At 61.4% G+C, this 21,142-nt stretch carries 19 protein-coding genes and 2 tRNA genes; 10 read left to right on the top strand and 11 right to left on the bottom strand.

The window, feature by feature from the left end; translation table 11 throughout:
• Window positions 1–18 precede the first annotated feature (18 nt).
• The 4 genes from NKJ35_RS18790 to NKJ35_RS18775 all read left to right on the top strand — a co-directional run bounded on the left by NKJ35_RS18790 (window position 19) and on the right by NKJ35_RS18775 (window position 3,634).
• Window positions 19–1,059, top strand: coding sequence for a sugar ABC transporter substrate-binding protein (locus NKJ35_RS18790; protein ID WP_352649101.1), 1,041 nt, complete (start codon window positions 19–21; stop codon window positions 1,057–1,059).
• A 162-nt stretch (window positions 1,060–1,221) separates the two neighbouring features.
• Window positions 1,222–2,217 carry an ABC transporter permease gene (locus tag NKJ35_RS18785; RefSeq protein WP_254817612.1) on the top strand — a complete coding sequence of 332 codons (996 nt, stop codon included), beginning with the start codon at window positions 1,222–1,224 and terminating at the stop codon, window positions 2,215–2,217.
• Complete coding sequence (locus NKJ35_RS18780) at window positions 2,214–2,984, top strand: SDR family oxidoreductase (RefSeq protein WP_352649099.1); 771 nt, start codon at window positions 2,214–2,216, stop codon at window positions 2,982–2,984. Before NKJ35_RS18785 ends, NKJ35_RS18780 begins: the two co-directional genes overlap by 4 nt.
• The gene (locus NKJ35_RS18775) at window positions 2,981–3,634 is read left to right on the top strand and encodes a GNAT family N-acetyltransferase (protein WP_352649097.1); all 654 of its coding nucleotides are present in this window, start codon (window positions 2,981–2,983) and stop codon (window positions 3,632–3,634) included. The genes NKJ35_RS18780 and NKJ35_RS18775 overlap by 4 nt, the downstream gene beginning before the upstream one ends.
• A gap of 135 nt (window positions 3,635–3,769) precedes the next feature.
• Here NKJ35_RS18775 and NKJ35_RS18770 read toward each other — a convergent pair whose 3' ends face one another.
• Both NKJ35_RS18770 and NKJ35_RS18765 read right to left on the bottom strand, forming a co-directional pair.
• The gene (locus NKJ35_RS18770) at window positions 3,770–4,168 is read right to left on the bottom strand and encodes a hypothetical protein (protein ID WP_352649095.1); all 399 of its coding nucleotides are present in this window, start codon (window positions 4,166–4,168) and stop codon (window positions 3,770–3,772) included.
• Window positions 4,169–4,833: 665 nt separating this feature from the next.
• Window positions 4,834–4,909, bottom strand: a tRNA-Val gene (locus NKJ35_RS18765).
• Between the two features lie 217 nt (window positions 4,910–5,126).
• On the opposite strand from NKJ35_RS18765, the gene NKJ35_RS18760 reads away from it, so the two are divergent.
• Window positions 5,127–5,203, top strand: a tRNA-Asp gene (locus NKJ35_RS18760).
• A 235-nt stretch (window positions 5,204–5,438) separates the two neighbouring features.
• On the opposite strand, the gene rbsK is transcribed toward NKJ35_RS18760, so the two are convergent.
• Genes rbsK through NKJ35_RS18745 form a run of 3 tightly spaced genes read right to left on the bottom strand, consistent with a single transcriptional unit; the run spans window position 5,439 to window position 7,927 of the window.
• On the bottom strand, window positions 5,439–6,380 hold the full coding sequence (gene rbsK, locus NKJ35_RS18755) for a ribokinase (protein ID WP_352649093.1): 942 nt from the start codon (window positions 6,378–6,380) through the stop codon (window positions 5,439–5,441).
• A gap of 4 nt (window positions 6,381–6,384) precedes the next feature.
• Complete coding sequence (locus NKJ35_RS18750; protein WP_023674665.1) at window positions 6,385–6,837, bottom strand: RbsD/FucU family protein; 453 nt, start codon at window positions 6,835–6,837, stop codon at window positions 6,385–6,387.
• Between the two features lie 31 nt (window positions 6,838–6,868).
• On the bottom strand, window positions 6,869–7,927 hold the full coding sequence (locus NKJ35_RS18745; RefSeq protein WP_254817606.1) for an ABC transporter ATP-binding protein: 1,059 nt from the start codon (window positions 7,925–7,927) through the stop codon (window positions 6,869–6,871).
• A 293-nt stretch (window positions 7,928–8,220) separates the two neighbouring features.
• Between NKJ35_RS18745 and NKJ35_RS18740 the strand changes: the two genes are divergently transcribed.
• The 3 genes from NKJ35_RS18740 (at window position 8,221) to NKJ35_RS18730 (ending at window position 12,065) form a co-directional block, all read left to right on the top strand.
• Complete coding sequence (locus NKJ35_RS18740) at window positions 8,221–9,885, top strand: ABC transporter substrate-binding protein (protein ID WP_352649091.1); 1,665 nt, start codon at window positions 8,221–8,223, stop codon at window positions 9,883–9,885.
• A gap of 127 nt (window positions 9,886–10,012) precedes the next feature.
• Window positions 10,013–11,134 (top strand): carbohydrate ABC transporter permease, encoded by a 1,122-nt coding sequence (locus NKJ35_RS18735; protein ID WP_352649235.1) that lies wholly within the window; start codon window positions 10,013–10,015, stop codon window positions 11,132–11,134.
• Window positions 11,135–11,147: 13 nt separating this feature from the next.
• Window positions 11,148–12,065 carry a carbohydrate ABC transporter permease gene (locus NKJ35_RS18730; RefSeq protein ID WP_352649089.1) on the top strand — a complete coding sequence of 306 codons (918 nt, stop codon included), beginning with the start codon at window positions 11,148–11,150 and terminating at the stop codon, window positions 12,063–12,065.
• 60 nt (window positions 12,066–12,125) lie between these two features.
• On the opposite strand, the gene NKJ35_RS18725 is transcribed toward NKJ35_RS18730, so the two are convergent.
• A complete protein-coding gene (locus NKJ35_RS18725) occupies window positions 12,126–12,869 on the bottom strand; it encodes a creatininase family protein (protein ID WP_352649087.1) in 744 nt (247 codons plus the stop codon).
• Between the two features lie 5 nt (window positions 12,870–12,874).
• Window positions 12,875–13,441: a 6-phospho-3-hexuloisomerase gene (hxlB, locus tag NKJ35_RS18720; RefSeq protein WP_352649085.1), complete on the bottom strand. Its 567-nt coding sequence runs from the start codon at window positions 13,439–13,441 to the stop codon at window positions 12,875–12,877.
• 184 nt (window positions 13,442–13,625) lie between these two features.
• Between hxlB and NKJ35_RS18715 the strand changes: the two genes are divergently transcribed.
• Complete coding sequence (locus NKJ35_RS18715) at window positions 13,626–14,648, top strand: aldo/keto reductase (protein ID WP_352649083.1); 1,023 nt, start codon at window positions 13,626–13,628, stop codon at window positions 14,646–14,648.
• A 74-nt stretch (window positions 14,649–14,722) separates the two neighbouring features.
• Here the strand turns inward: NKJ35_RS18715 and NKJ35_RS18710 are convergent, their stop codons facing one another.
• The 4 genes from NKJ35_RS18710 to NKJ35_RS18695 form a co-directional block, all read right to left on the bottom strand.
• Entirely contained in the window at window positions 14,723–14,995 is a 273-nt protein-coding gene (locus tag NKJ35_RS18710; protein ID WP_006201846.1) for an HU family DNA-binding protein, read from the bottom strand.
• Window positions 14,996–15,191: 196 nt separating this feature from the next.
• Window positions 15,192–17,603 carry an endopeptidase La gene (gene lon / locus NKJ35_RS18705; RefSeq protein ID WP_254817728.1) on the bottom strand — a complete coding sequence of 804 codons (2,412 nt, stop codon included), beginning with the start codon at window positions 17,601–17,603 and terminating at the stop codon, window positions 15,192–15,194.
• A gap of 280 nt (window positions 17,604–17,883) precedes the next feature.
• Window positions 17,884–19,158 (bottom strand): ATP-dependent Clp protease ATP-binding subunit ClpX, encoded by a 1,275-nt coding sequence (gene clpX / locus NKJ35_RS18700; protein WP_006332719.1) that lies wholly within the window; start codon window positions 19,156–19,158, stop codon window positions 17,884–17,886.
• Between the two features lie 304 nt (window positions 19,159–19,462).
• Window positions 19,463–20,092 (bottom strand): ATP-dependent Clp protease proteolytic subunit, encoded by a 630-nt coding sequence (locus NKJ35_RS18695; RefSeq protein WP_254817601.1) that lies wholly within the window; start codon window positions 20,090–20,092, stop codon window positions 19,463–19,465.
• A 346-nt stretch (window positions 20,093–20,438) separates the two neighbouring features.
• Here NKJ35_RS18695 and NKJ35_RS18690 point away from each other — a divergent pair, with 346 nt between their 5' ends.
• Window positions 20,439–21,029 carry a hypothetical protein gene (locus tag NKJ35_RS18690; RefSeq protein WP_352649080.1) on the top strand — a complete coding sequence of 197 codons (591 nt, stop codon included), beginning with the start codon at window positions 20,439–20,441 and terminating at the stop codon, window positions 21,027–21,029.
• The last annotated feature ends 113 nt before the right edge of the window (window positions 21,030–21,142 follow it).

Genomic DNA, 21,142 nt, shown 5'->3' with positions numbered 1-21,142 from the left:
GCAAGAGGAGCGAACGACATGAAGAAAATACTTCTTTCCGTCTTCGGTATCCTGGCACTGGCCTTTGCCACGCTCACGCCGGCATTCGCTCAGTCGAAGGGCACCGTCTACTACATGGTGCCGACATTGCTCGATGAGTTCCAGACCGGCTCGGTGAGCGCGCTGGAACTGTTCCTGAAGCAGGTCGGCTACGAGATGAAGACGCTGAACGCCGACAATAAGACCGACGCTCAGCAATCGCAAATGAACGACGTCATCGCGCTGAAGCCGGCGGCGATCATCCTTGCCGCCGTCGATTTCAATGCGCTGAAGCCGTCGGTCGAGGCGGCCCGTGCCGCCGGCATCCCGGTCGTCGAGTTCGACCGCCAGATAACCTCGACCCCGTCCGACTTCACCTCGGTGGCCGGAACCGTCGAGATCGGCTACGTCGCCGCCGATCAGGCGCAAAAGCTGCTGACCACGAAGAACGGCTCGGTGAAGGGCAAGATCCTGCAGGTGCTCGGCGATCCGGGCGACCCTTACACGCTCGACATCCAGAAGGGTTTCGAGGAGAAGATGAAGGCGTTCCCGGACGTCAAGATCATCTCGCTGCCGGCCATGCAATGGGAGGCCAGTAACGCGGGCACCATCGTTGCCGACCAGATGCTCGCCAACCCCGACATCGACCTGATCTTCAGCCACGCCGCGCATCTTTCGGTCGCCGCCGTCGCCTCGCTCGAGGCCGCCGGCAAGAAACCGGGCGACGTCATGCTGATGAGCTCGAACGGCGCTCCGGTCGGCCTCGACCTGATCCGCAAGGGCTGGCTCAATGTCGAAGTCGAGCAGCCGCTCTACGCCCAGGCTGCGGCGGTCGCGATGTTCATGGACAAGGTGGTCAACAAGCAGGAGATCAAGCCAGGCGAATATGACGTGCTTGGCCTGGAATCGACCCTGACCAAGGAAGCGTGGGGGCCGAACATCAAAATCCCCGGCGCTGCGATCACCAAGGAAAATGTCGATAACCCGGCCTTCTGGGGCAACATGAAGCCGCCGACCGAAACCATAAAGCCAGTCGAATAGCAAACTCGCCAGAAGCTCCGGGCCATGCCGGCCCGGAGCCCTGCCCTGCAGCTCCGGTGCGTTCGAACGGACGCGCAAGGGAATGCTGCAGCAATTTTCAACCGCGCCTGATAGTCCGAAAACCGGGTGGTTTTTCGGGGTCGGCGCCAACCGGATCCTGAGATGAACCCCCGCACGCGCCAAACCCTCGAGTTCATCCTCGACAATCTCGTCTGGTTCATGCTGGTCTTCGTGCTGGTGGTCTTTTCCATCCTTATCCCGAACTATTTTCAGCTCGGCATTTTCGCGAACATCATCGAGGCGTCGAGCGTGCTCGGCGTCATGTCGATCGGCTTGGCGCTGGTCATCATCGCCGGCCATATGGACCTGTCTGTCGAATCGGTGGCGGCGCTCAGCGCCATGGCGGTCGGCATTCTGTTCTGCTCGTCGGGCATCGGCCTTGGCATCCAGTTGCAGCCGCAATGGCTGATGGTTCCGGTTTCGCTGCTCATCGCGCTTGCCGTCGGCGGCCTCATCGGCGTCATCAACGGCTACCTGGTGGTGAAGGTAAAGATGAGTGCCTTCATCATCACGCTGGCCTCCTACATCTGGGTGCGCGGCCTGGTGCTGGTCATTTCCGGCGGCCGCTCGGCACAGGACCTTGCGCCGGCAATCCGCTGGTTCGCCATCCAGCGCCTGGGCGGCCTGCCGCTGACCGCCTGGATCGCCATCGCCTGTTTCATCGTCTTCTCGCTGATCATGGCCAAGACGCCCTTCGGCCGGCACCTGGTCATGATCGGCGGCAACGAGACTGCGACCTTTCGCGCCGGCATCCGCGTCAACCGCAACTTGGTCATAGCCTTCGTTCTCGCCGGCGCCATTGCCGGTCTTGCTGGCTGGCTGCTGGCAATCCGCACCTCCGGCGCAACCGCCAATCTCGGCGTCGGCCTGTTGTTCAATGCCTTCGCCGCGGTCGTCATCGGCGGCGTCAGCCTGAAGGGCGGCGTCGGCACCTTGCCCGGCGTCTATGCCGGCGTGCTGCTGCTCTCGGCCATCAACACGGCGATCAATTTGATGGGCCTGCCGGCCAACTTCACCCAGGTGATCCACGGCCTGCTGGTGCTCGCCGCCGTGCTGCTCGACGCATTCAAGCAGACCATTCGCCAGAGGCTGGCATGACCGGCCGTCTGGAAGATAAGGTCGCGCTGATCGTCGGAAGCGCACGCGGGATCGGCAAGGCGATCGCACAGCGCTTTGCCGAGGAGGGCGCGAAGCTGGTCCTGGCCGATACCGAGGTTGAGGCCGGGCAAGCGACTGCGGACGAGCTTGGCGCCGCCTTCATTCGCACCGACATCTCGCAGATGGCCGATGCCGAGGCTGCTGTTGCACTGGCGCTCGACCGTCACGGCCGGCTCGACATCATGGTGCAGAATGCCGGAATCTATCCCTGGCAATTGCTGGAAAACACGAGTCCCGACGATTGGGACCGGGTCATGGCGGTGAACTTGCGTGGCAGCTTCATCGCCGCACGCGCGGCGCTGGTGCCGATGAAGGCACAGCATTTTGGCCGCATGCTGTTCACCTCCTCCATCACCGGCCCGCACGTCACCAGCCCCGGTCATGGCCACTATTCGGCGACCAAGGCCGGCATCAACGGCCTCATCCGTTCGGCGGCTCTCGAATTCTCGGCGTACGGCATCACCGTGAACGGCGTCGAGCCCGGCAACATCCTCACCGAAGGCATAGAGCAGCATCGCGGTACGGCCTTCATCAAGAACATGGAAGACGCCATCCCGCTCGGCCGTCTCGGCAGCCCACGCGATGTGGCCAATGCCTTCCTGTTCCTGGCCTCGGATGACGCCGGCTACATCACCGGCACGACCATCATCGTCGACGGCGGGCAGCTTTTGCCCGAGGGCAAGGATTTCCGGCTGCTGCCGCCATGATCCTCGATTTCGGCGGCGGTTTCTTCCTGCGCCGGGCGACCGCCGCCGATCATCCGGCACTTGCGATGATCTGTCTCAAGACCGGCGATGCTGGCAAGGACGCCAGCGGCCGACAGGACGACCCGGACCTGCTCGGCCTGCTCTACACCATTCCCTACCAGGCCCTCGAACCCGATCTGGCCTTTATTATCGATAGCCCGAGAGGTGCGGCCGGCTATCTGCTTGGCGCAGCCGAAACAGCCGCTTTCAATGCCAGCCTGGCATCAGACTGGTACCCGGAGCTGCAGCGGCGCGTTGCAGACCCGGGACCCGACAGCTCGCGCTGGCGCGGCAGCGATTGGGCGCGGCACCGGGTCCATCATCCCGATTTCGCTGTTTCGCCTGCGCTGGCGGCCTACCCGTCGCATGGCCATATCGACCTGTTGCCGCAAGCGCGCGGGAAAGGCATCGGCAGGCGCGCGATGGCCTTCCTCGAGCAGCGCCTTGCCGCGAGCGGCTCGACCGGCATTCACCTCGAAGTCATGCCGGAGAACGATGGTGCGCTGAAGTTCTATAAGGCGATTGGATTTGAGGTGGTGCAGGACGCTGATTCGAAGCGTTGTGTTTATGTGGCGAAACTGATTGCTCACGCTCCGGTGATTGCAGGCTGATCTGCGACAAGCCAATCGCCCAAGTTACAAAGAACCGGGAGGCCGATGGAAGTACAATGCTGCCGTTCTGCAGCAGCCAGTTACCCCGTGTGAACACCTTTGCAGCGGGAACGAAGAGTGTTGGCGGAGCGGCTACTAGTTCACTGTGGGCGGCAGGGGAACATTCGCGACCGTTTCCCCGGCCACGATCGAGAACACATAAAGCAGATAGATCGCTAACACCAACAGCGCGAGGAATGAGCCGCTGGCCAAGATTCCCGCAATCGTGGCGCGGCGATACGGTTCGCCTTTTTCCTTCTTGAAGGTGTCTTCTGCGCTACGGGTTGTCTCCACAACCCGTTCGCCTGGAAGCCGGTTTCCTTCAGCCTCCTTAGATATCTTATCGGCGAGATCTCCTGCGATCACCGCATCATCCGCAAGATGACTCGCAAGCCATCCAGGAATATTTTCGCGCCCGCCCATGCTCATATGCAAGTAAGATTTTAGCTTTCTTTTGTGCTCCCTTAAATTACTGTAAGTTTTATCTTTCGGCAATCGTTTGCCACCCAGGTAGCCAGCAGATCAGACTTAGGTCCCACGGGAAAGGCAGTTCGATCAGACCAAAGTCCTACTGTTTATGCGCCCACCCCGGACTGTGAAGCGGTTGGGAGCGGAGATACCGCACAACCACGAAACCACTAGTTGCGTAGATCGCTGGTTTGTTTGCCGGGACAACTCAGTATCGAAGGGTCCATGTGCACTACGGGGACCTTAGCGTCGACAGACCACGTGCCTGTTAGCCAATCTCGATACCATCACTCTCGAGAGGCCCGCCCTGGCTCTGCGACCTCTTCACCAGTGAATGTGACGCCTCGATCAGCCGACGCGATAGGGCGATCGTGTAGCGAAGCTCTTCAATCAGCGCGGTTCCGTGTTCAGTGGCCTGACGAGCACGTGCCACTTGGTTATTGTCGGGCTTCCGAGGGAATTCTTTCACGCTCCGACCTCCAAACCATGCCAACATTATCGCGAAGACCAGTGCCTGGCAACGAAGAAGCCCGCCGCGTCTTTCCGATGCGGCGGGGCGATCAAGCAGAAATGATAAGGGATGCCAGATAGTTGCGTCTACCAACCGCCAGTTGGACGATTTTCTGACAGCGCAGGCGTGTGAACCGGACATTGCAAAAAGACAATGCCTGAATGAACACGTCGATGGAAAGTGGTGGGCGATGACGGGCTCGAACCGCCGACATCTTCGGTGTAAACGAAGCGCTCTACCAACTGAGCTAATCGCCCGCTCCGGGCCGGACCTTTAAGCAGTTAGGACCGGCTTCGCAAGGACAAATGAACGGCCAGTGGCTTGGCCGGGAGCCGGCTTCGGCAACAAAGTTCGGCTTGTCAAAAAACCTTCTCCTGTTTGCTGTTATGCTGTCCGGGTCCGCTTGACACCCGGTGGCTTACCCCTTATCCACCGCCCCAACGACGAACACGGCTGACACGTGCTCGTCCATGCGCGGGTGTAGCTCAGTTGGTTAGAGTGCCGGCCTGTCACGCCGGAGGTCGCGGGTTCGAGCCCCGTCACTCGCGCCATTTCTCCTTAGGGCCACGTGCCCTTGATGTCGGGGAAATGTCGACGTTGATTTGTCAAAAATCATCTTCTTTCGTGACCCAGTCCAGGTCCATTCCTTTCGAATTCTGGCATTGATCCTCATCCATCGACCTGCCCGCCTGTTTGTGGTCAAGCCAGAAGACAATAGCTTCCCGGACAAGAGCCGGGTCTTACCCATTCGCTCCCGCTCACAGTCTCATCCCGCAGCGCCGGGCTTCACCCCTTGGCGAGCACCGCCTCAACCTCCTGCAGCGTCGGCATGGACGGCGCGGTGCCCGGGCGCGTCACCGAAATGCCTGCGACGGCGCAGGCGAAGCGCACCGCCTGCAGGGGTTCGATCCCGCTCGACAGCGCTGCGGCCAGGCCGCCATTGAAGGCGTCGCCCGCGCCGGTGGTCTCGATGACCGGGCCGGCGGCGACCGCTGCGACATGCTCGGAACGGTCGGCCGTGTGCAGCAGCGCGCCCTTTTCGCCGAGCGTCACGATGACAGCGCCCACGCCTTTCCCCAGCAGACTGTCGGCGGCACGGCGGGCATCGTCGATGGAGGACACCTTGATGCCGGTCAGTTCCTCGGCCTCAGTCTCGTTCGGCGTCACATAGTCGCAAAGTGTATAGATGCGGTCCGGAAGCTTGGCCGCCGGCGCCGGGTTGAGAATGGTGGTCACCCCTGCCCCGCGCGCGATCTCCAGCGCCCGCATCGCCGCCTCGATCGGCTGCTCAAGCTGGGTGACGAAGACGCCGGCCGCGCGGATCAGGCCGGCATTTGCCTCGATATCGGCGGGCGAGATCAGCATCGCCGCACCGGGGCTGACGATGATCGCGTTGTTGCCGCTCGTCTCCTCGATGAAGATATAGGCGGCACCGGTGTAGCTTTCCGGCGTGTCGATGACGGCGCTCTTCACGCCGGCATGCGACCAGGTCTGTCTCGCCATATCGGCAAAGGGATCGACGCCGAGGCGGGTAAGGAAGGTGACATCGGCGCCGAGCCGGCCGGCTGCCACCGCCTGGTTCGAGCCCTTGCCGCCGGGGCCGAGCGTGAAGGACGTGCCCAGGATCGTCTCGCCCATCCGCGGCTGGCGGGCGGCGCGGTAGGCCGTGTCGGCGACGAAGACGCCCAATATGACAACCGGCTTCATGACGATCGGTTTCGCCGGCATGCCCCTACTCCGCATCCGGTGGCACGACGCCCTTGCGGAAGGCAAAACAGCCATAGAAGCGGCGCTCGCCGGTCTGGATGACGCAATAGGCCTTCTTGGCGCGTTCGTAGAAGGCGTAGCGCTCGACCGAGATCATCGGCCAGGCCTTGCCCTCGGCGGCATCGATCTCTTTTTGCACTTCCTGCTGCACGGCGGGAATGTCGTCCGGCTTGCCGACGATCTCCATGCGCGCGGCCGCGTCGTCGACGAAGGTGTCCAGCGGATAGAGCGACAGTACCGCCTTGACCACGTCGGCCGCCGACGCATCGATGCGCAGCAGCCGGCCAAGCACGGTCTGGCGCGCCACCGAATCGGACGGGAAATTGGTGTCGGCGATAATCAGATCGTCGCCGTGTCCCATTGCCCGCAGCGCCTGCAGCACATCGGCATTGAGCAGGGGATTGATTCCTTTGAGCATGGTATTCCTCGCGAAGTTTGCTGGGGCGAAATCAGAGACGCTTTCCGGTCTCTGCGTCGAAGAGATGCACCTGGTCGAGCCGCGGTTTCAGGTGCAGTGTGTCGCCCGGCTTGAAGTCGTGGCGCTCACGGAACAGCGCCACCATCTCGCCTTCGCCGAAGCGCAGGAACACCAAAGTCTCGGAACCGGTCGGCTCGACCACCGAAATCTTCGCCGGAACACCATCTGGATGGATTTCGAGATGCTCGGGCCGCACGCCGTAGACGACATTGCGGCCATCTTCCACGGCACTCTTGGCAGCAATCGGGAACGGCGTCCCGGCGATCTCGACGACGGGCTTGTCGCCCTTGCGCACGACGCCCTTGAGCAGGTTCATCGAGGGCGAGCCGATGAAGCCGGCGACAAACAGGTTGGCGGGCCGGTCGAACAACTCCAGCGGCGCGCCGACCTGCTCGATGCGACCGTCGCGCATCACCACAATCTTGTCGGCCATGGTCATGGCCTCGATCTGGTCGTGGGTGACGTAGATGGTGGTGGTCTTCAGTCGTTGGTGCAGTTCCTTGATCTCCGTGCGCATCTGGACACGCAGCTTGGCATCGAGATTGGAGAGCGGCTCGTCGAACAGGAACACCTGCGGGTTGCGCACGATGGCGCGGCCCATGGCGACGCGCTGGCGCTGGCCGCCCGAGAGCTGGCGCGGATAGCGCTTGAGATAGGGATTGAGGTCGAGGATATCGGCGGCCCGCTTGACCCGCTCAGTGACCACCGCCGGGTCTGTTTTGCGCAGCTTGAGAGCAAAGGCCATGTTCTGCTCGACCGTCTTGTGCGGATAGAGCGCGTAGTTCTGGAACACCATGGCAATGTCGCGCTTGGCCGGCGGCAAATGGTTGACGACACGCTCGCCGATGGCGATGGTGCCGCCGGAGACCGTTTCCAGCCCCGCTACCATCCTCAGCAACGTGGACTTGCCGCAGCCGGAAGGCCCGACCAGCACCACGAACTGCCCGTCAGCGATGTCGACGCTGACATCGTGCAGAACCTTGACGGTTCCGAACGCCTTGGCCACATTGCGGATCGCGACTTGAGCCATCATTCCCCCTTTGGTTGCCGTGAAGCTAAACAACGCAAACGGCGAGGGCAAGTCGGTCTCTTATAGATAAAAAACCCATTCACGTTGACACCGCACTTCGTTGTGCGAATAGTGACAGTGTCCGGCTTATGACCCTGTTCGGGCGCACCGGTACGCTTGTCCGGTACTGAATGCCAAGCGTCGCGGGAGGGAGAATTCGGGCCGCTATTTACGGGAGTCGCTGTCGTTGGGGAACATAATCGGCGCTCCATCATCTGAACCAAATTCACGATTGACCTTCTGGGAGGAACGAGATGAAAGTCAGCCTTTATAACCAACTTGTCCGCGCCGGGGCCACCCGCCGCGACGTGCTGAAGGGAGCGGCCAGCATGGCCGCCCTCGCCGCGGCGTCTGGCGCCGGGCTTGGCGCCCTGATGCGCCCGGCCGCGGCCGCTGATGACCTGCGTGCGCAGATCCTGCAGATTCCGGGCGTCGGCAAGGGTCAGCCGACCGATGCCGATTTCCAGCAGGTCGGCGAGCTTTGCCTGGGAGCCACCAAGGCCAATGTCAAGGAAGGCGAATTCGCCGGCGTTGAACTCACCTTCATGGGCCTCAACAACCAGAACCTGCACAATGTGCTGTTTCGCGGCTTCCTGAAGCCGTGGGAGACCTATACCGGCGCCAAGATCAACTGGATCGACCTGGCGCAGGCTGACTACAACGCCCGCCTGCAGCAGTCGATCGCGACAGGCACCGTCGATTTCGACATCATCGAAATGGGAGCACCGTTCGAAGGCGACGTCTGCGGTAAGGGTCTCACCTCCGAAATGCCGGACTGGGTCAAGGACCAGATCGACATGAAGGACGTCGTGGCCTATCTGCAGCCGCCAGTCGGCACCTGGGAGGGCAAGCAGTACCGCGTCACCGTCGACGGCGATGCTCATAATTTCAACTATCGCACCGACGTGTTCGCCGATGCCGACCTCGCCAAGGCTTGGAAGGACGGCGGCGGTGAAGGCGAATGGGGCGTGCCGAAGACTTGGCAGCAGGTGCAGGCGGTGACCAAGTTCCTCAAGGGCAAGCAGGTGAAGGGCCAGGACGTCTTTGGCTATCTCGACGCGCCGAAGCCCTGGGGCGGCTTCGGCTTCTACTTCCTCGGCAGCCGCGCCAGCGCCTATGCCAAGCATCCCGACGACAAGGCCTGGCTGTTCGACGCCGACACGATGAAGCCGCGCATCAACAATCCGGCATGGGTGCGGGCGATCCAGGACGTCATCGATGCGCTGCCTTCCGAGCCTGCCGACCAGATCAACGCCGACCCGAACACCACCGCCTTCCAGCAATTCCTGGCAGGCACCGGTTCGATGGTCACCTGGTGGGGCGACGTTGGTTCGAACGTCAAGACCAACGACTCCTCGGTCGTCGGCGACGTCACCGGCTTCTCGATCCTGCCGGGCTCGGACGATGTCTACAACTCCAAGACCGGCCAGTGGGACAAGCTCGCCAGCGGCCCGAACCATGCGCCGAACTGCGCCTATCTCGGCTGGGGCGTCTACGTCATGGCGCGCGTCGACAGCGACGAAAAGAAGAAGAAGGCCGCCTGGTCGGCCGCTGCTCATCTCGGCGGCAAGGACCTGTCGCTCTGGTGCGCGGCCTATCCGTCGGGTTTCCAGCCCTACCGCAACTCGCATTTCAACATTCCGGAATGGGTGGCGGCGGGCTACGACGAGGCGTTCATCACCTCGTATCTGAAGTCGGAAGCCGACAGCTACAACCATCCCAACGCCGCGATCGAGCCACGCATCCCCGGCATCTTCCAGTACTACAGCGCCGCCGAGGACATTTTGGCCAACACTTTTGCCGGCAAGATGAAGGCGCAGGAAGGCGCCGACGCCATCGCAGCCGCCTGGGAGAAGCTGACCGACCAGATCGGCCGTGACAACCAGATCAAGCTCTACAAGGCCTCGCTCGGCATGTAGGCTGAGATCGTGAACCTGGTTCGGCGGCGCACAGCCGCCGGACCTCCGCTTGACCGACTTGGCCTCGACCGGCTCGGCCGGTCATCGAGCCTCCTGTGAACGGGCAAGACGCGTGGCTGACCGGACCCTGGCTGACCAGACTTTGTCGACAAGTGAATGGCCGGCAGGCGCCGTGCCATCCGACCTGATATCGCGGAGCCGCAAACGGCTTGGCTGGGCGCTGAGGGCCGCTGCAACGCTCGGCCTTCTGGCGGTGATCGCGCTGCAGATCCTTTATAAAAGCGATGTCGACGCTATCGGCTTCGAGACCTGGCGGCCGGTGGTCTACGCCTATGTGCTGTGGGGTGTCGCACTCGGCATCGGCCAGGTGCTGACGCGCGGCGAGGACGGCCAGCGCGCGCTGTTCCTGCTGCCGGCGCTGCTGTTCACCATTGCCATGGTGATCTTCCCGACATTGTTCGGCTTCTACATCGCGCTGACCGATTGGAACCTCAGTTCCTTCAGCGGACGGCAGTTCAACGGGCTCGACAATTTCTGGCAGATGCTGAACGACGCCTACTATCGCAACGCGCTGTTCAACATGGTGCTCTACGTGCTGGCGGTGTTCGTCGAATATGTCATCGCCTTCGGCCTGGCGCTGCTGCTCAACGCGCAGATTAGGGCACGAAAATTCTTCCGCGTCGTCTTTCTCATGCCCCTGATGCTGTCGCCGGTCGCGGTGTCGTGGATGATCGGCAAGTCGCTGATGGAATACCGCTTCGGGCCGGCCGCGACGCTGGCGCGCCATCTCGGCTGGGAAAACCCGGCCTTCTTCTCCAACCCGATCACCGCCCGCATCTCGATCATGGTGCTCGACGCCTGGACCTTCATCCCGTTCATGATGATCATGCTGCTCGCCGGCCTGCAGGCGATGTCGCGCGAAGTGCTCGAGGCGGCGCGTGTCGATGGCGCCACTCCATGGCAGACCTTCTGGCAGGTCACCTTCCCGCTGATGCTGCCGGTGTCGGTGACGGCAGTCATCCTGCGCATCATCTTCAAGCTGAAGCTCGCCGATATCATCATCACCGTCACCTCCGGCGGCCCGGGCGGCGCTACCGATTCAGTGTCGAGCTTCATCTACCGCGAATATCGCGATCGATCGAATGTCGGCTACGGCACGATGCTGGCGATGGCCTATTTGATCATCATCATCGTGTTCGTGACCTGGCTGCTGAAATTCGCCAGCCGCTTCGTGCGCAACGTCAACTGATCGGGCCGGCAAGATGAGCGTTCAGACCACGGACTATGCCGCTTCCGAAATTCGCTCGCCGGCGAGCTTCGTCGCCAATCGCGTGTTCATCTACGGCGCGCTCATCTTCTGGGCCTTCATCTGTCTGTTCCCGATCTATTGGACGATAACCACTTCGTTCAAGACCGCGGTCGACGTCACCCAGGGCCATTTGATTCCGTTCGTCGACTTCCAGCCCGACTGGAAAGGCTGGCGGTCACTCGGCCTCTCTCCAGACTCGATCTTTCGGACGTCGACGGTTCGCGACGAATTTATCAAGCGCTTCATGAATTCGGTCATCACTTCGGTCGGCGCCTCGAGCCTGGCGATCGTCATTGGCAGCCTCGCCGCCTACGGGCTGACCCGCTATCGTTACAAGTTCGCCTGGTTCAGGAACGAGGACATCTCCTTCTTCTTCCTGTCGCAGCTGATCCTGCCGCCGGTGGTACTGGCCTTGCCCTTTCTCGTGCTCTACCGGGAAGTCGGCCTGCTCGACACACGCGTCGGGCTGATCCTGCTCTACACGCTGATGGTGCTGCCGATCGTCATCTGGATCATGCGCGACCAGTTCAATTCCATTCCCGTAGAACTGGAGGAAGCAGCACTCGTCGACGGCCTGTCGATCTGGGGCGCTTTCTTGCGCATCGTCATGCCGATCGCGCTGCCGGGGATGGTCGCGGCCTTCATCCTTGCAATGGTGCTGTGCTGGAACGAGTATTTCTTCGCCGCGCTTCTGACCTCGACCGACGCCAAAACCATCCCTGTCATGGTGGCGAGCCAGACCGGCTCACAAGGCATCAACTGGTGGTCGATGGCGGCGCTCGCCACCGCGGCCATCACACCGCTCGCCGTTATCGGCATCGCGCTCGAGCGTTACCTGATCATGGGCATGACGGCGGGCGCGGTGAAATAACTGCGCCAGCCTTCCCTTCTTCCACAACAAGGGAACAACAAGGGGAGAGGGAAAACCGCGCTAACCCGAAAGGATTGCCCGCAAATGATCGAGGATCATGGCGATCCCTTTTTGCCCCAATTCGGCCGAGGCTTCGGAAGCACTTGCTGTGTACCAGCCGGTGTTGTCGGCGGAGCGGTCGGCATCGACCGCTTCCGGGCACAAGGCCAGCATCAGCGACGTCTCGCCGATGCCGGCATGGTCAAACGGGTATTGGGTGTGCATTGAAGCCGGCATCAGCGGATGCACCTGCACCCAGTTGAAGAAATTGCTGCCCTCGGCGTGCTCGGCATAATAGTCGGCCATCGCCGCAGAGCCCCACCAGCCTTCGCCACGTTCTTTCTCCAGGAAGCGGAAGATCGCCTGCCGGCCGGCGGCCTTGAAGGCGAGATCGGTTGGCATGCCGGCAGCAAAATTTTCGGTCTGGTGGTGAATGATGGCGTGGATGTTGCGGAAGCCGATACGCAGCAGGCTGTAGAACAATTCTTCCGCAAATGGCGCCAGCACATTGCCGCCGACCTGCACCGAACCACTGCCCTCCGGTGCTGCAACCGCATAGCTCGCCGCGCCGTAATAGAAGGGCGGCAGAATGACGATCTCGGCTTCTTTTTCGAACAGCTCCAGGCTCTTGATCACCGCCAGCGTGTCCATGCCGACGGCCATGTGCTCGCCATGATATTCAAGCACACCGAGCGGCAACACGACCGGCCGGTTCTCGACGATCGCCTTGCGGATCTGGTGCGGCAGCATCAATTCGTACCGCATGACAACTACTCCATATTGGTGTGGCGGGCGCGCATCGCTTCAGGCGAGACGCCGGTCAGGTCCCGGAGCTTCAACACCATCACTTCGAAGAGAACGAACAGCGCGCCTTCGAAGACCGAGCCCATCGGCAGCACGGACGTCTTTTCCGGGCCTTGGTCGTCGGCCATGGTCTGAGCCGGGATAAGCAGTGTGAAGTCGGCCAGCTTCGCGGCAGTGCTGTCGGCTTGCGCGGTGAGCAGCAGGACTGTGGCACCGGCCTCGCGCGCTACCCGCATCAAAGTCAGCACCGTCGAGGTCCCGCCCGGGCCGGAACTGGCGAGGAAGACATCGCCCGCGCCCAGCGGCGGCGTCGTCATATCGCCGACAACCGAAACCGGCAGACCGAGGTGATAGAGCCGCATGGCAAAACCCTTGACCTGCAGCGCCTCGCGGCCGCAGCCATAGGTGACGATCTTTCTCGCGCCCGCCAAGATGGCGCAAGCGGCGTCGATGCGGCTTTCGTCGATACGTTCCAGAACGGTACCAAGCTCGTTCAGCGCAATCCCAAACAGGTTTTCGCCGGCGTCCCTCATGACATTTGCACCAGCTTGCAGTTGCCGGAGAACCACTTGAATATGTCAGTCACATCGGCCCCGAACAGCTTGTTTTCATTCATGCTATCACCGCGAAAATCGGTGTCCAACGACACGCAGTGCTTTTGATGTGCCACAGCCGTGATAGTGTCACGGCAAATCGCAAATGAGGAAACGACTGTATATGAAGACACGGCATTTCGACCGCATCGGCAATGGCGGCATCATCTTCACCGAGCTCGGCTTCGGCACCGCGCCGCTCGGCAATCTCTACCGCGCCGTCTCAGACGAGGATGCCAATGCCACGCTGGAGGCGGCATGGCGGGTCGGCTGCCGCTACTTCGACACCGCGCCGCTTTATGGGCTAGGCCTAGCCGAAACGCGGCTCAATCCGTTCCTGCGTTCGAAGAAGCGCGACGACTACGTGCTGTCCAGTAAAGTCGGACGCATCATGCGCGCCTGTCCGCCGGATCAGCGCACCGGCATCGGCAAATTCTTCGACACCCCTTCGCGCCGCGAGGTCTACGACTATAGCTATGACGGTATCATGCGCTCCTTCGAGGCCTCGCTGGAACGGCTCGGTGTCGACCGCATCGACATCCTCTTCGTGCACGATGTCGACATCTTCACGCATGGCAGCAAGGAAGCCTCGGACCAGCGCATCCAGGAATTCATGAGTTCCGGCTACTATGGATTGCTGGCATTGCGCGACCAGGGCGTGATCAAGGCGTTCGGCGGCGGCATCAACGAGTGGCAGGTTGCCCAGACGCTGGCCGAGCGCGGCGATTTCGATCTGTTCCTGCTTGCCGGGCGCTACACGCTGCTGGAGCAGGAGGCGCTGCAGTCTTTCCTGCCGCTATGCCAGCAACGCGGCATCGGCATCGTTCTCGGCGGGCCTTACAATTCCGGCATCCTGGCAACCGGGCCGAAGCCCGGCGCCTACTACAACTATTCGGAGGCGCCGCAGGACATCATCGACCGCGTCACCCGTATCGAGGCCGTCTGCAAGCGCCACGGCGCGCGCCTGATCGAGGCGGCGCTGCAGTTCCCGCTGCTGCATCCTTCCGTCGTCTCGGTAATCCCCGGCGGCCAGCGGCCTGGCGAAGTCGAAAGCAATCGCTCGCTGCTCGACGCGAAGCTGCCATCGGCGCTGTGGGCCGATCTCAAGAAAGAAGGCTTGATGCGCACGGACGCGCCGACGGCGTAGCGCCGCCTTTTCCAGCAGAAAAGAAAAACCGGATATGCCGGTTCTTCTTTTCTCTGAAAGACTTAAGGAGGCGCTTAGTTGACCGCGTCCTTGAGGCCCTTGCCGGCCGAGAACTTCGGCACGGTGCGCGCCGGGATCTTCACTTCCGCACCGGTCTGCGGATTGCGGCCGGTCGACGCGGCGCGTTTTGACACGGTGAAATTTCCGAAGCCGACAAGCCGGACATCGCCGCCCTTTTTCAGTTCGCCGGTGATGACGGAAAACACCGCATCAACCGCCGACTGCGCGTCACCCTTCGAAATACTCGCGGCATCGGCGACAGCGGATACCAGTTCGTTCTTGTTCATAAAAATTCCCTTCCATGAGAAAACCGGAACACTCGACTCATCCGGCAGGAAACGGACTTTAGAAAGAAGCGCCCCGGCAACCAAGTCGAAAAGCGCCAAGAAAGTTGAAAAAAGCCCGGAAATCTGCGGTTCTTCACATGAAAAAGCCGGGCTCAAGGCCCGGCTCTCTCTTTGTGCATTGCAACTTTAGCAAGCGCTAATGCGCCAGCGATTTACCAGCTTCGTCTGCGACATCGACCACGGCCGGCGCATTAACGGGTTCGACCCACTGGATCGGTTCCGGCATACGCACCAGCGCATGGCGCAACACTTCACCGACGCGTGAGACCGGAATGATTTCCATGCCGCTCTTCACGTTTTCCGGAATCTCCGCCAGATCCTTGGCGTTCTCTTCCGGGATCAGCACCTTCTTGATGCCGCCGCGCAGTGCGGCAAGCAGCTTTTCCTTAAGGCCGCCGATCGGCAGCACCCTTCCGCGCAGCGTGATCTCGCCGGTCATCGCCACATCGGCCCTGACCGGGATACCGGTCAGCACCGAAACGATTGCCGTTGCCATCGCCACGCCAGCCGACGGTCCGTCCTTCGGGGTTGCGCCCTCCGGCACGTGGACGTGGATATCGCGCTTGTCGAACAGCGGCGGCTCGACGCCGAAATCGATGGCCCGCGAGCGGACGTAAGAGGCCGCCGCCGAGATCGATTCCTTCATCACATCGCGCAGATTGCCGGTCACGGTCATGCGGCCCTTGCCGGGCATCATGACGCCTTCCACCGTCAACAGCTCGCCGCCGACTTCCGTCCAGGCGAGCCCGGTGACCACGCCGACCTGATCGTCGCTCTCAACCTGGCCGAAGCGGAAGCGCGGAACACCAAGGTAATCGGCAAGATTGTCCGCCGTGATGTTGATCGTCTTCTTCTTCGTCTTCAGGATCTCGGTCACCGCCTTGCGCCCGAGCTTCATCAGCTCGCGCTCCAGGCTCCTGACGCCCGCTTCACGGGTGTAGGTCTGGATGATGCCGCGGATCGCGTCCTCGCCGACGGAGAACTCCTTCGGCTGCAACGCGTGGTCGCGGATCACCTTGGGCATCAGGTGACGCTTGGCGATTTCGATCTTCTCGTCCTCGGTGTAACCGGCGATACGGATGATCTCCATGCGGTCCATCAAGGGCGCAGGGATGTTCAGCGTGTTCGCCGTCGTCACGAACATCACGCTCGACAGGTCGTATTCGACCTCGAGGTAATGGTCCATGAACGTCGAGTTCTGCTCGGGATCGAGCACCTCGAGCAAAGCCGATGACGGATCGCCGCGGAAATCCTGGCCCATCTTGTCGATCTCGTCGAGCAGGAAGAGCGGATTGGATTTCTTCGCCTTCTTCATCGACTGGATGACCTTGCCGGGCATCGAGCCGATGTAGGTGCGCCGGTGACCGCGGATCTCGGCCTCGTCGCGCACGCCGCCCAGCGCCATGCGGATGAACTCGCGACCGGTCGCCTTGGCGATCGACTTGCCGAGCGAGGTCTTGCCGACACCGGGAGGTCCGACGAGGCACAGGATCGGCCCCTTCAGCTTCTTCTGGCGGCTCTGCACGGCGAGGTATTCGACGATGCGGTCCTTGACCTTGTCGAGGCCGAAATGATCCGTATCGAGCACGTTCTGGGCAAAGGCCAGATCCTGCTTGACCTTGGAGTTCCTGCCCCATGGGATCGAGAGCAGCCAGTCGAGATAGTTGCGCACCACGGTCGATTCAGCCGACATCGGCGACATCGTCCGCAGCTTCTTCAGTTCGGCTTCCGCCTTTTCGCGGGCCTCCTTGGAAAGCTTGGTCTTCTTGATACGCGCCTCGATCTCGGCGGCCTCGTCGCGGCCGTCCTCGCCCTCGCCGAGCTCCTTCTGGATCGCCTTCATCTGCTCGTTGAGGTAGTATTCGCGCTGTGTCTTCTCCATCTGGCGCTTGACGCGCGAGCGGATGCGCTTCTCGACCTGCAGCACCGAGATTTCGGCTTCCATGAAGCCCATCGCCTTTTCCAGCCGTTCCTTGACGGACAGCGTGGCAAGCATCTCCTGCTTCTCGGGGATCTTGATGGCAAGATGCGAAGCGACCGTGTCGGCGAGCTTGGAATAGTCGTCGATCTGGCTGGCGGCACCCACCACTTCGGGCGAGATCTTCTTGTTCAGCTTGACGTAGTTCTCGAAGTCGGTGACCACGGAACGCGCCAGCGCCTCGACCTCGACCTCTTCCTCATCCGGTTCGACCAGCGCCGCAGCACGGGCTTCATGGAAGTCGGGACGGTCGGTGAACGCGACGATTTTCGCACGCGAGGCACCTTCGACCAGCACCTTCACGGTGCCGTCCGGCAGTTTCAGCAATTGCAGCACATTGGCGAGCGTGCCGATGTCAAAGATGGCATCGGGCTCCGGATCGTCGTCGGCGGCATTCATCTGGGTCGCGAGCAGGATCTGCCTTTCCTGACCCATCACTTCTTCCAGCGCCTTGATCGACTTTTCACGCCCGACAAAGAGCGGAACGATCATGTGCGGGAACACCACGATGTCGCGCAGTGGGAGGACTGCGAAGACGCCGTCGCTGGGAGCCTTGGATAATTTGGCCATTGTCCAACCTTTCATGTCGCGGCCGCCAATCGGCCAACCGCGAATCTCATATTAACGACCGGGGATCGTTCCGCCTACCACCGTTTGTGACGGGAGTTTTACAGCACAGAATTCGGCACCACGGCCTTCTGCCTCTAGTTGGAGGCACTGAGGGTAAAGATCAAGGGTCAACACGGTCCGTACCTCCAATCCGCACCCAGCACGCGGCGCCGTAACCGGTGTGCGACAGCAAAACGGCGCCCTGCGGCGCCGTTTCAGAAAAATCCATTGCCGGCTCACGTCAGGCGCTGACGTTGCCCTTCTTTTCCTTCTGCTCGGAATAGATGTAGAGCGGCCTGGCGTTGCCTGACACCACCTCTTCCGAAATAACCACTTCGCGCACGCCTTCCAGTGCCGGCAGTTCGAACATGGTGTCGAGCAGGATCGCTTCCATGATCGAACGCAGGCCGCGTGCGCCGGTCTTGCGCTCGATTGCGCGCTTGGCGATCGCCGAGAGCGCGTTCTCGTGGAAGGTCAAGTCGACATTTTCCATCTCGAACAGCCGCTGATACTGCTTGACCAACGCGTTCTTCGGCTCGGTCAGGATTTGGATCAGTGCCGGCTCGTCGAGATCCTCCAGCGTCGCCAAGACAGGCAGACGGCCGACGAACTCAGGAATGAGGCCAAACTTCAAGAGGTCCTCAGGCTCGACCAGGCGGAAAACATCGCCGGTGCGGCGATCCTCGGGCGAAGCGACGATAGCGCCGAAACCGATCGAGGTCTTCCTGCCGCGATCCGAGATGATCTTGTCCAGCCCGGCGAAAGCGCCGCCGCAGATAAATAGGATGTTGGCGGTGTCGACCTGCAGAAATTCCTGCTGCGGATGCTTTCTGCCGCCCTGCGGCGGCACGGAGGCGACAGTGCCTTCCATGATCTTCAAAAGTGCCTGCTGCACGCCCTCGCCCGAAACGTCACGGGTGATCGAGGGGTTGTCCGACTTGCGCGAGATCTTGTCGATCTCGTCGATATAGACGATGCCGCGCTGGGCGCGCTCGACATTGTAGTCGGCCGACTGCAACAGCTTCAGGATGATGTTCTCGACGTCCTCGCCGACATAACCGGCTTCGGTCAGCGTCGTCGCGTCGGCCATGGTGAAGGGGACGTCGATGATGCGGGCCAGCGTCTGCGCCAGCAGCGTCTTGCCGCAGCCGGTCGGGCCGATCAGCAGGATGTTCGACTTCGCCAGTTCGACGTCGTTGTTCTTGCCGGCATGGGCGAGGCGCTTGTAGTGGTTGTGGACGGCCACCGAGAGCACGCGCTTGGCGTAGGGCTGGCCGATGACGTAGTCGTCGAGAACCTTGAGGATTTCCTGCGGTGTCGGCACGCCCTCGCGCGACTTCACCATCGAGGTCTTGTTCTCTTCGCGGATGATGTCCATGCACAGTTCGACGCATTCGTCGCAGATGAACACCGTCGGCCCGGCGATCAGCTTGCGCACTTCGTGCTGGCTTTTGCCGCAAAACGAGCAATAAAGCGTGTTCTTGGAATCACCGCTATTGTTGCCGACCTTGCTCATTTTCCTGTCCTTTCATGGCCGCCCGCCGATGGTCTGGTTGAAAGGGCGCATATTCAATCTATCGCGGGAATCCGCTGCCGCCAGTGCCCCGGCTCCCGCAACGCATTCCGTACGAAACACAAATCGGAAAACGGGGCAATGATTCGAACAACCCCACGCAAAGCTAAGCCGTCGAAAATCAACATAGCCTTAACGTAGGCAATTGCACCCGTCGAGGGAACAGCCAATTGTGGCCGAAATGCCGCAAGCTGCGCCAAAAGCGCGTAATCCCGCCACTCATTGCCACCGCAGGGCCACCGCGGGACTATAAGGCAATACCTTCGACCGGCTCACGTGACGAAATGACCTTGTCGATGAGACCGAAATCCCTGGCCTCGTCGGCAGTCATGAAATGGTCACGGTCGAGCGTTCTTTCAATCTCATCGTAGCTCTTGCCGGTGTGCTTGACGTAAACCTCGTTGAGGCGGCGCTTCAGCTTGATGATATCCTGGGCATGGCGCTCGATGTCGGAGGCCTGGCCCTGGAAGCCGCCGGAAGGCTGGTGGACCATGATGCGGGCATTCGGCGTAGCAAAGCGCATGTCCTTGTGGCCGGCAGTCAGGAGCAGCGAACCCATCGATGCGGCCTGGCCGATGCAGAGCGTCGACACGGCGGGCTTGATGAACTGCATGGTATCGTAGATCGCCATGCCGGAGGTGACGACGCCGCCGGGCGAGTTGATATAGAGGTTGATTTCTTTCTTCGGATTCTCCGCTTCGAGGAACAGCAGTTGCGCGCAGACCAGCGTCGCCATGCCGTCCTCGACCGGGCCGGTGATGAAAATGATGCGCTCCTTGAGGAGCCGCGAGAAAATGTCGTAGGCCCGCTCGCCGCGATTGGTCTGTTCGACCACCATCGGAACGAGGTTCATGTAGGTTTCGACGGGGTTCTTCATGGACTATCCCTTTTTGAGGATGGGATTCCGGCGCCGGAGATTTGCAATCGGGCAGAATCGGTTCTGGATCGTTATTGTGTAAATAGGATGCCGGCTCACCCTAGCGCAAGGCCGCCTCTCCTAGCCATCCGGTTAAGTCGAATCAAGGTTTCCAAAGCAAGTTTCGCCCGTCGCCGTGCCGGCAGCCCTCTCCTGCCGTCGGAAGGTCGCTCATGCCTGGCCGGCGTTTAGCGTTTTCTTAACCGCATCGCTTAACGAAAAGTGGTGAAACCGCTTTTTCCAGCCACGGCTTACCCTACAATTCAACGTTGAACTCGCTTCATGCAGTTCAAACAGGGGGAGTGCGATGATCAGGAAAGCTGCTTCCTTGGCCCTCACCGGCATTACCGTTCTCGGCATGGCGTCCGAAACGGCTGCCGGCGGACGCGCGGTCGAATGCTACGAGCAGGTCAACAGGCCGGCCGTCTACGACACGGTCTATGAGGACGTGCTCGTCAGCCCAGCCGGCCAGCAGGTGGAATACGAGGCGCCAATCTACGGAACGCGCGAGCGCGTGGTGCAGATCGCGCCGGCGCGCGTCAGCTACGAGATCGTGCCCGCCATCACCCGCATCATCTACCGCTCGGTGAGGGTTGCTGACGGCGGCTATTCCTGGGAATGGCGCATCATCAATGGCCGCAAGGTGCTGTGCAAGGTCAGGCACAAGGCGCGCTATGAACGCGTGGCCGAAATCGTCGTGGTTGAGCCGGAACGCCGGCGGCGCGTTGTCCTCCCCGCCGAATACGAGAGCGTCGCCGAAGAGGTTCTGGTGCGGCCGGAGCAGCGGCGCATCATCGACATTCCGGCGTCATATCAGACAGTGGCTCGCCGGGTGGTGGTCAGGGAGGGTTCGTCGAGCTGGCGGCGCGTGCATATTCCGAGGAATTGCCGATACTAGAGCGGTTCCTGATTTGACGGAATCGAAGGGGATTGAACGAAGCCGCTGACGCGGCATTTGGTGCACCGGTTTGCGGATGACGCTTCTGTTTTGAAGGATTGCTGCTGTTGAAG

This window comes from Mesorhizobium sp. M0136, from assembly GCF_040322515.1.
In the GTDB taxonomy this organism is placed as follows: Bacteria; Pseudomonadota; Alphaproteobacteria; order Rhizobiales; family Rhizobiaceae; genus Mesorhizobium.
Note: the sequence above shows the minus strand (reverse complement) of the source record. Positions and strands in the feature narration are given on the sequence as shown.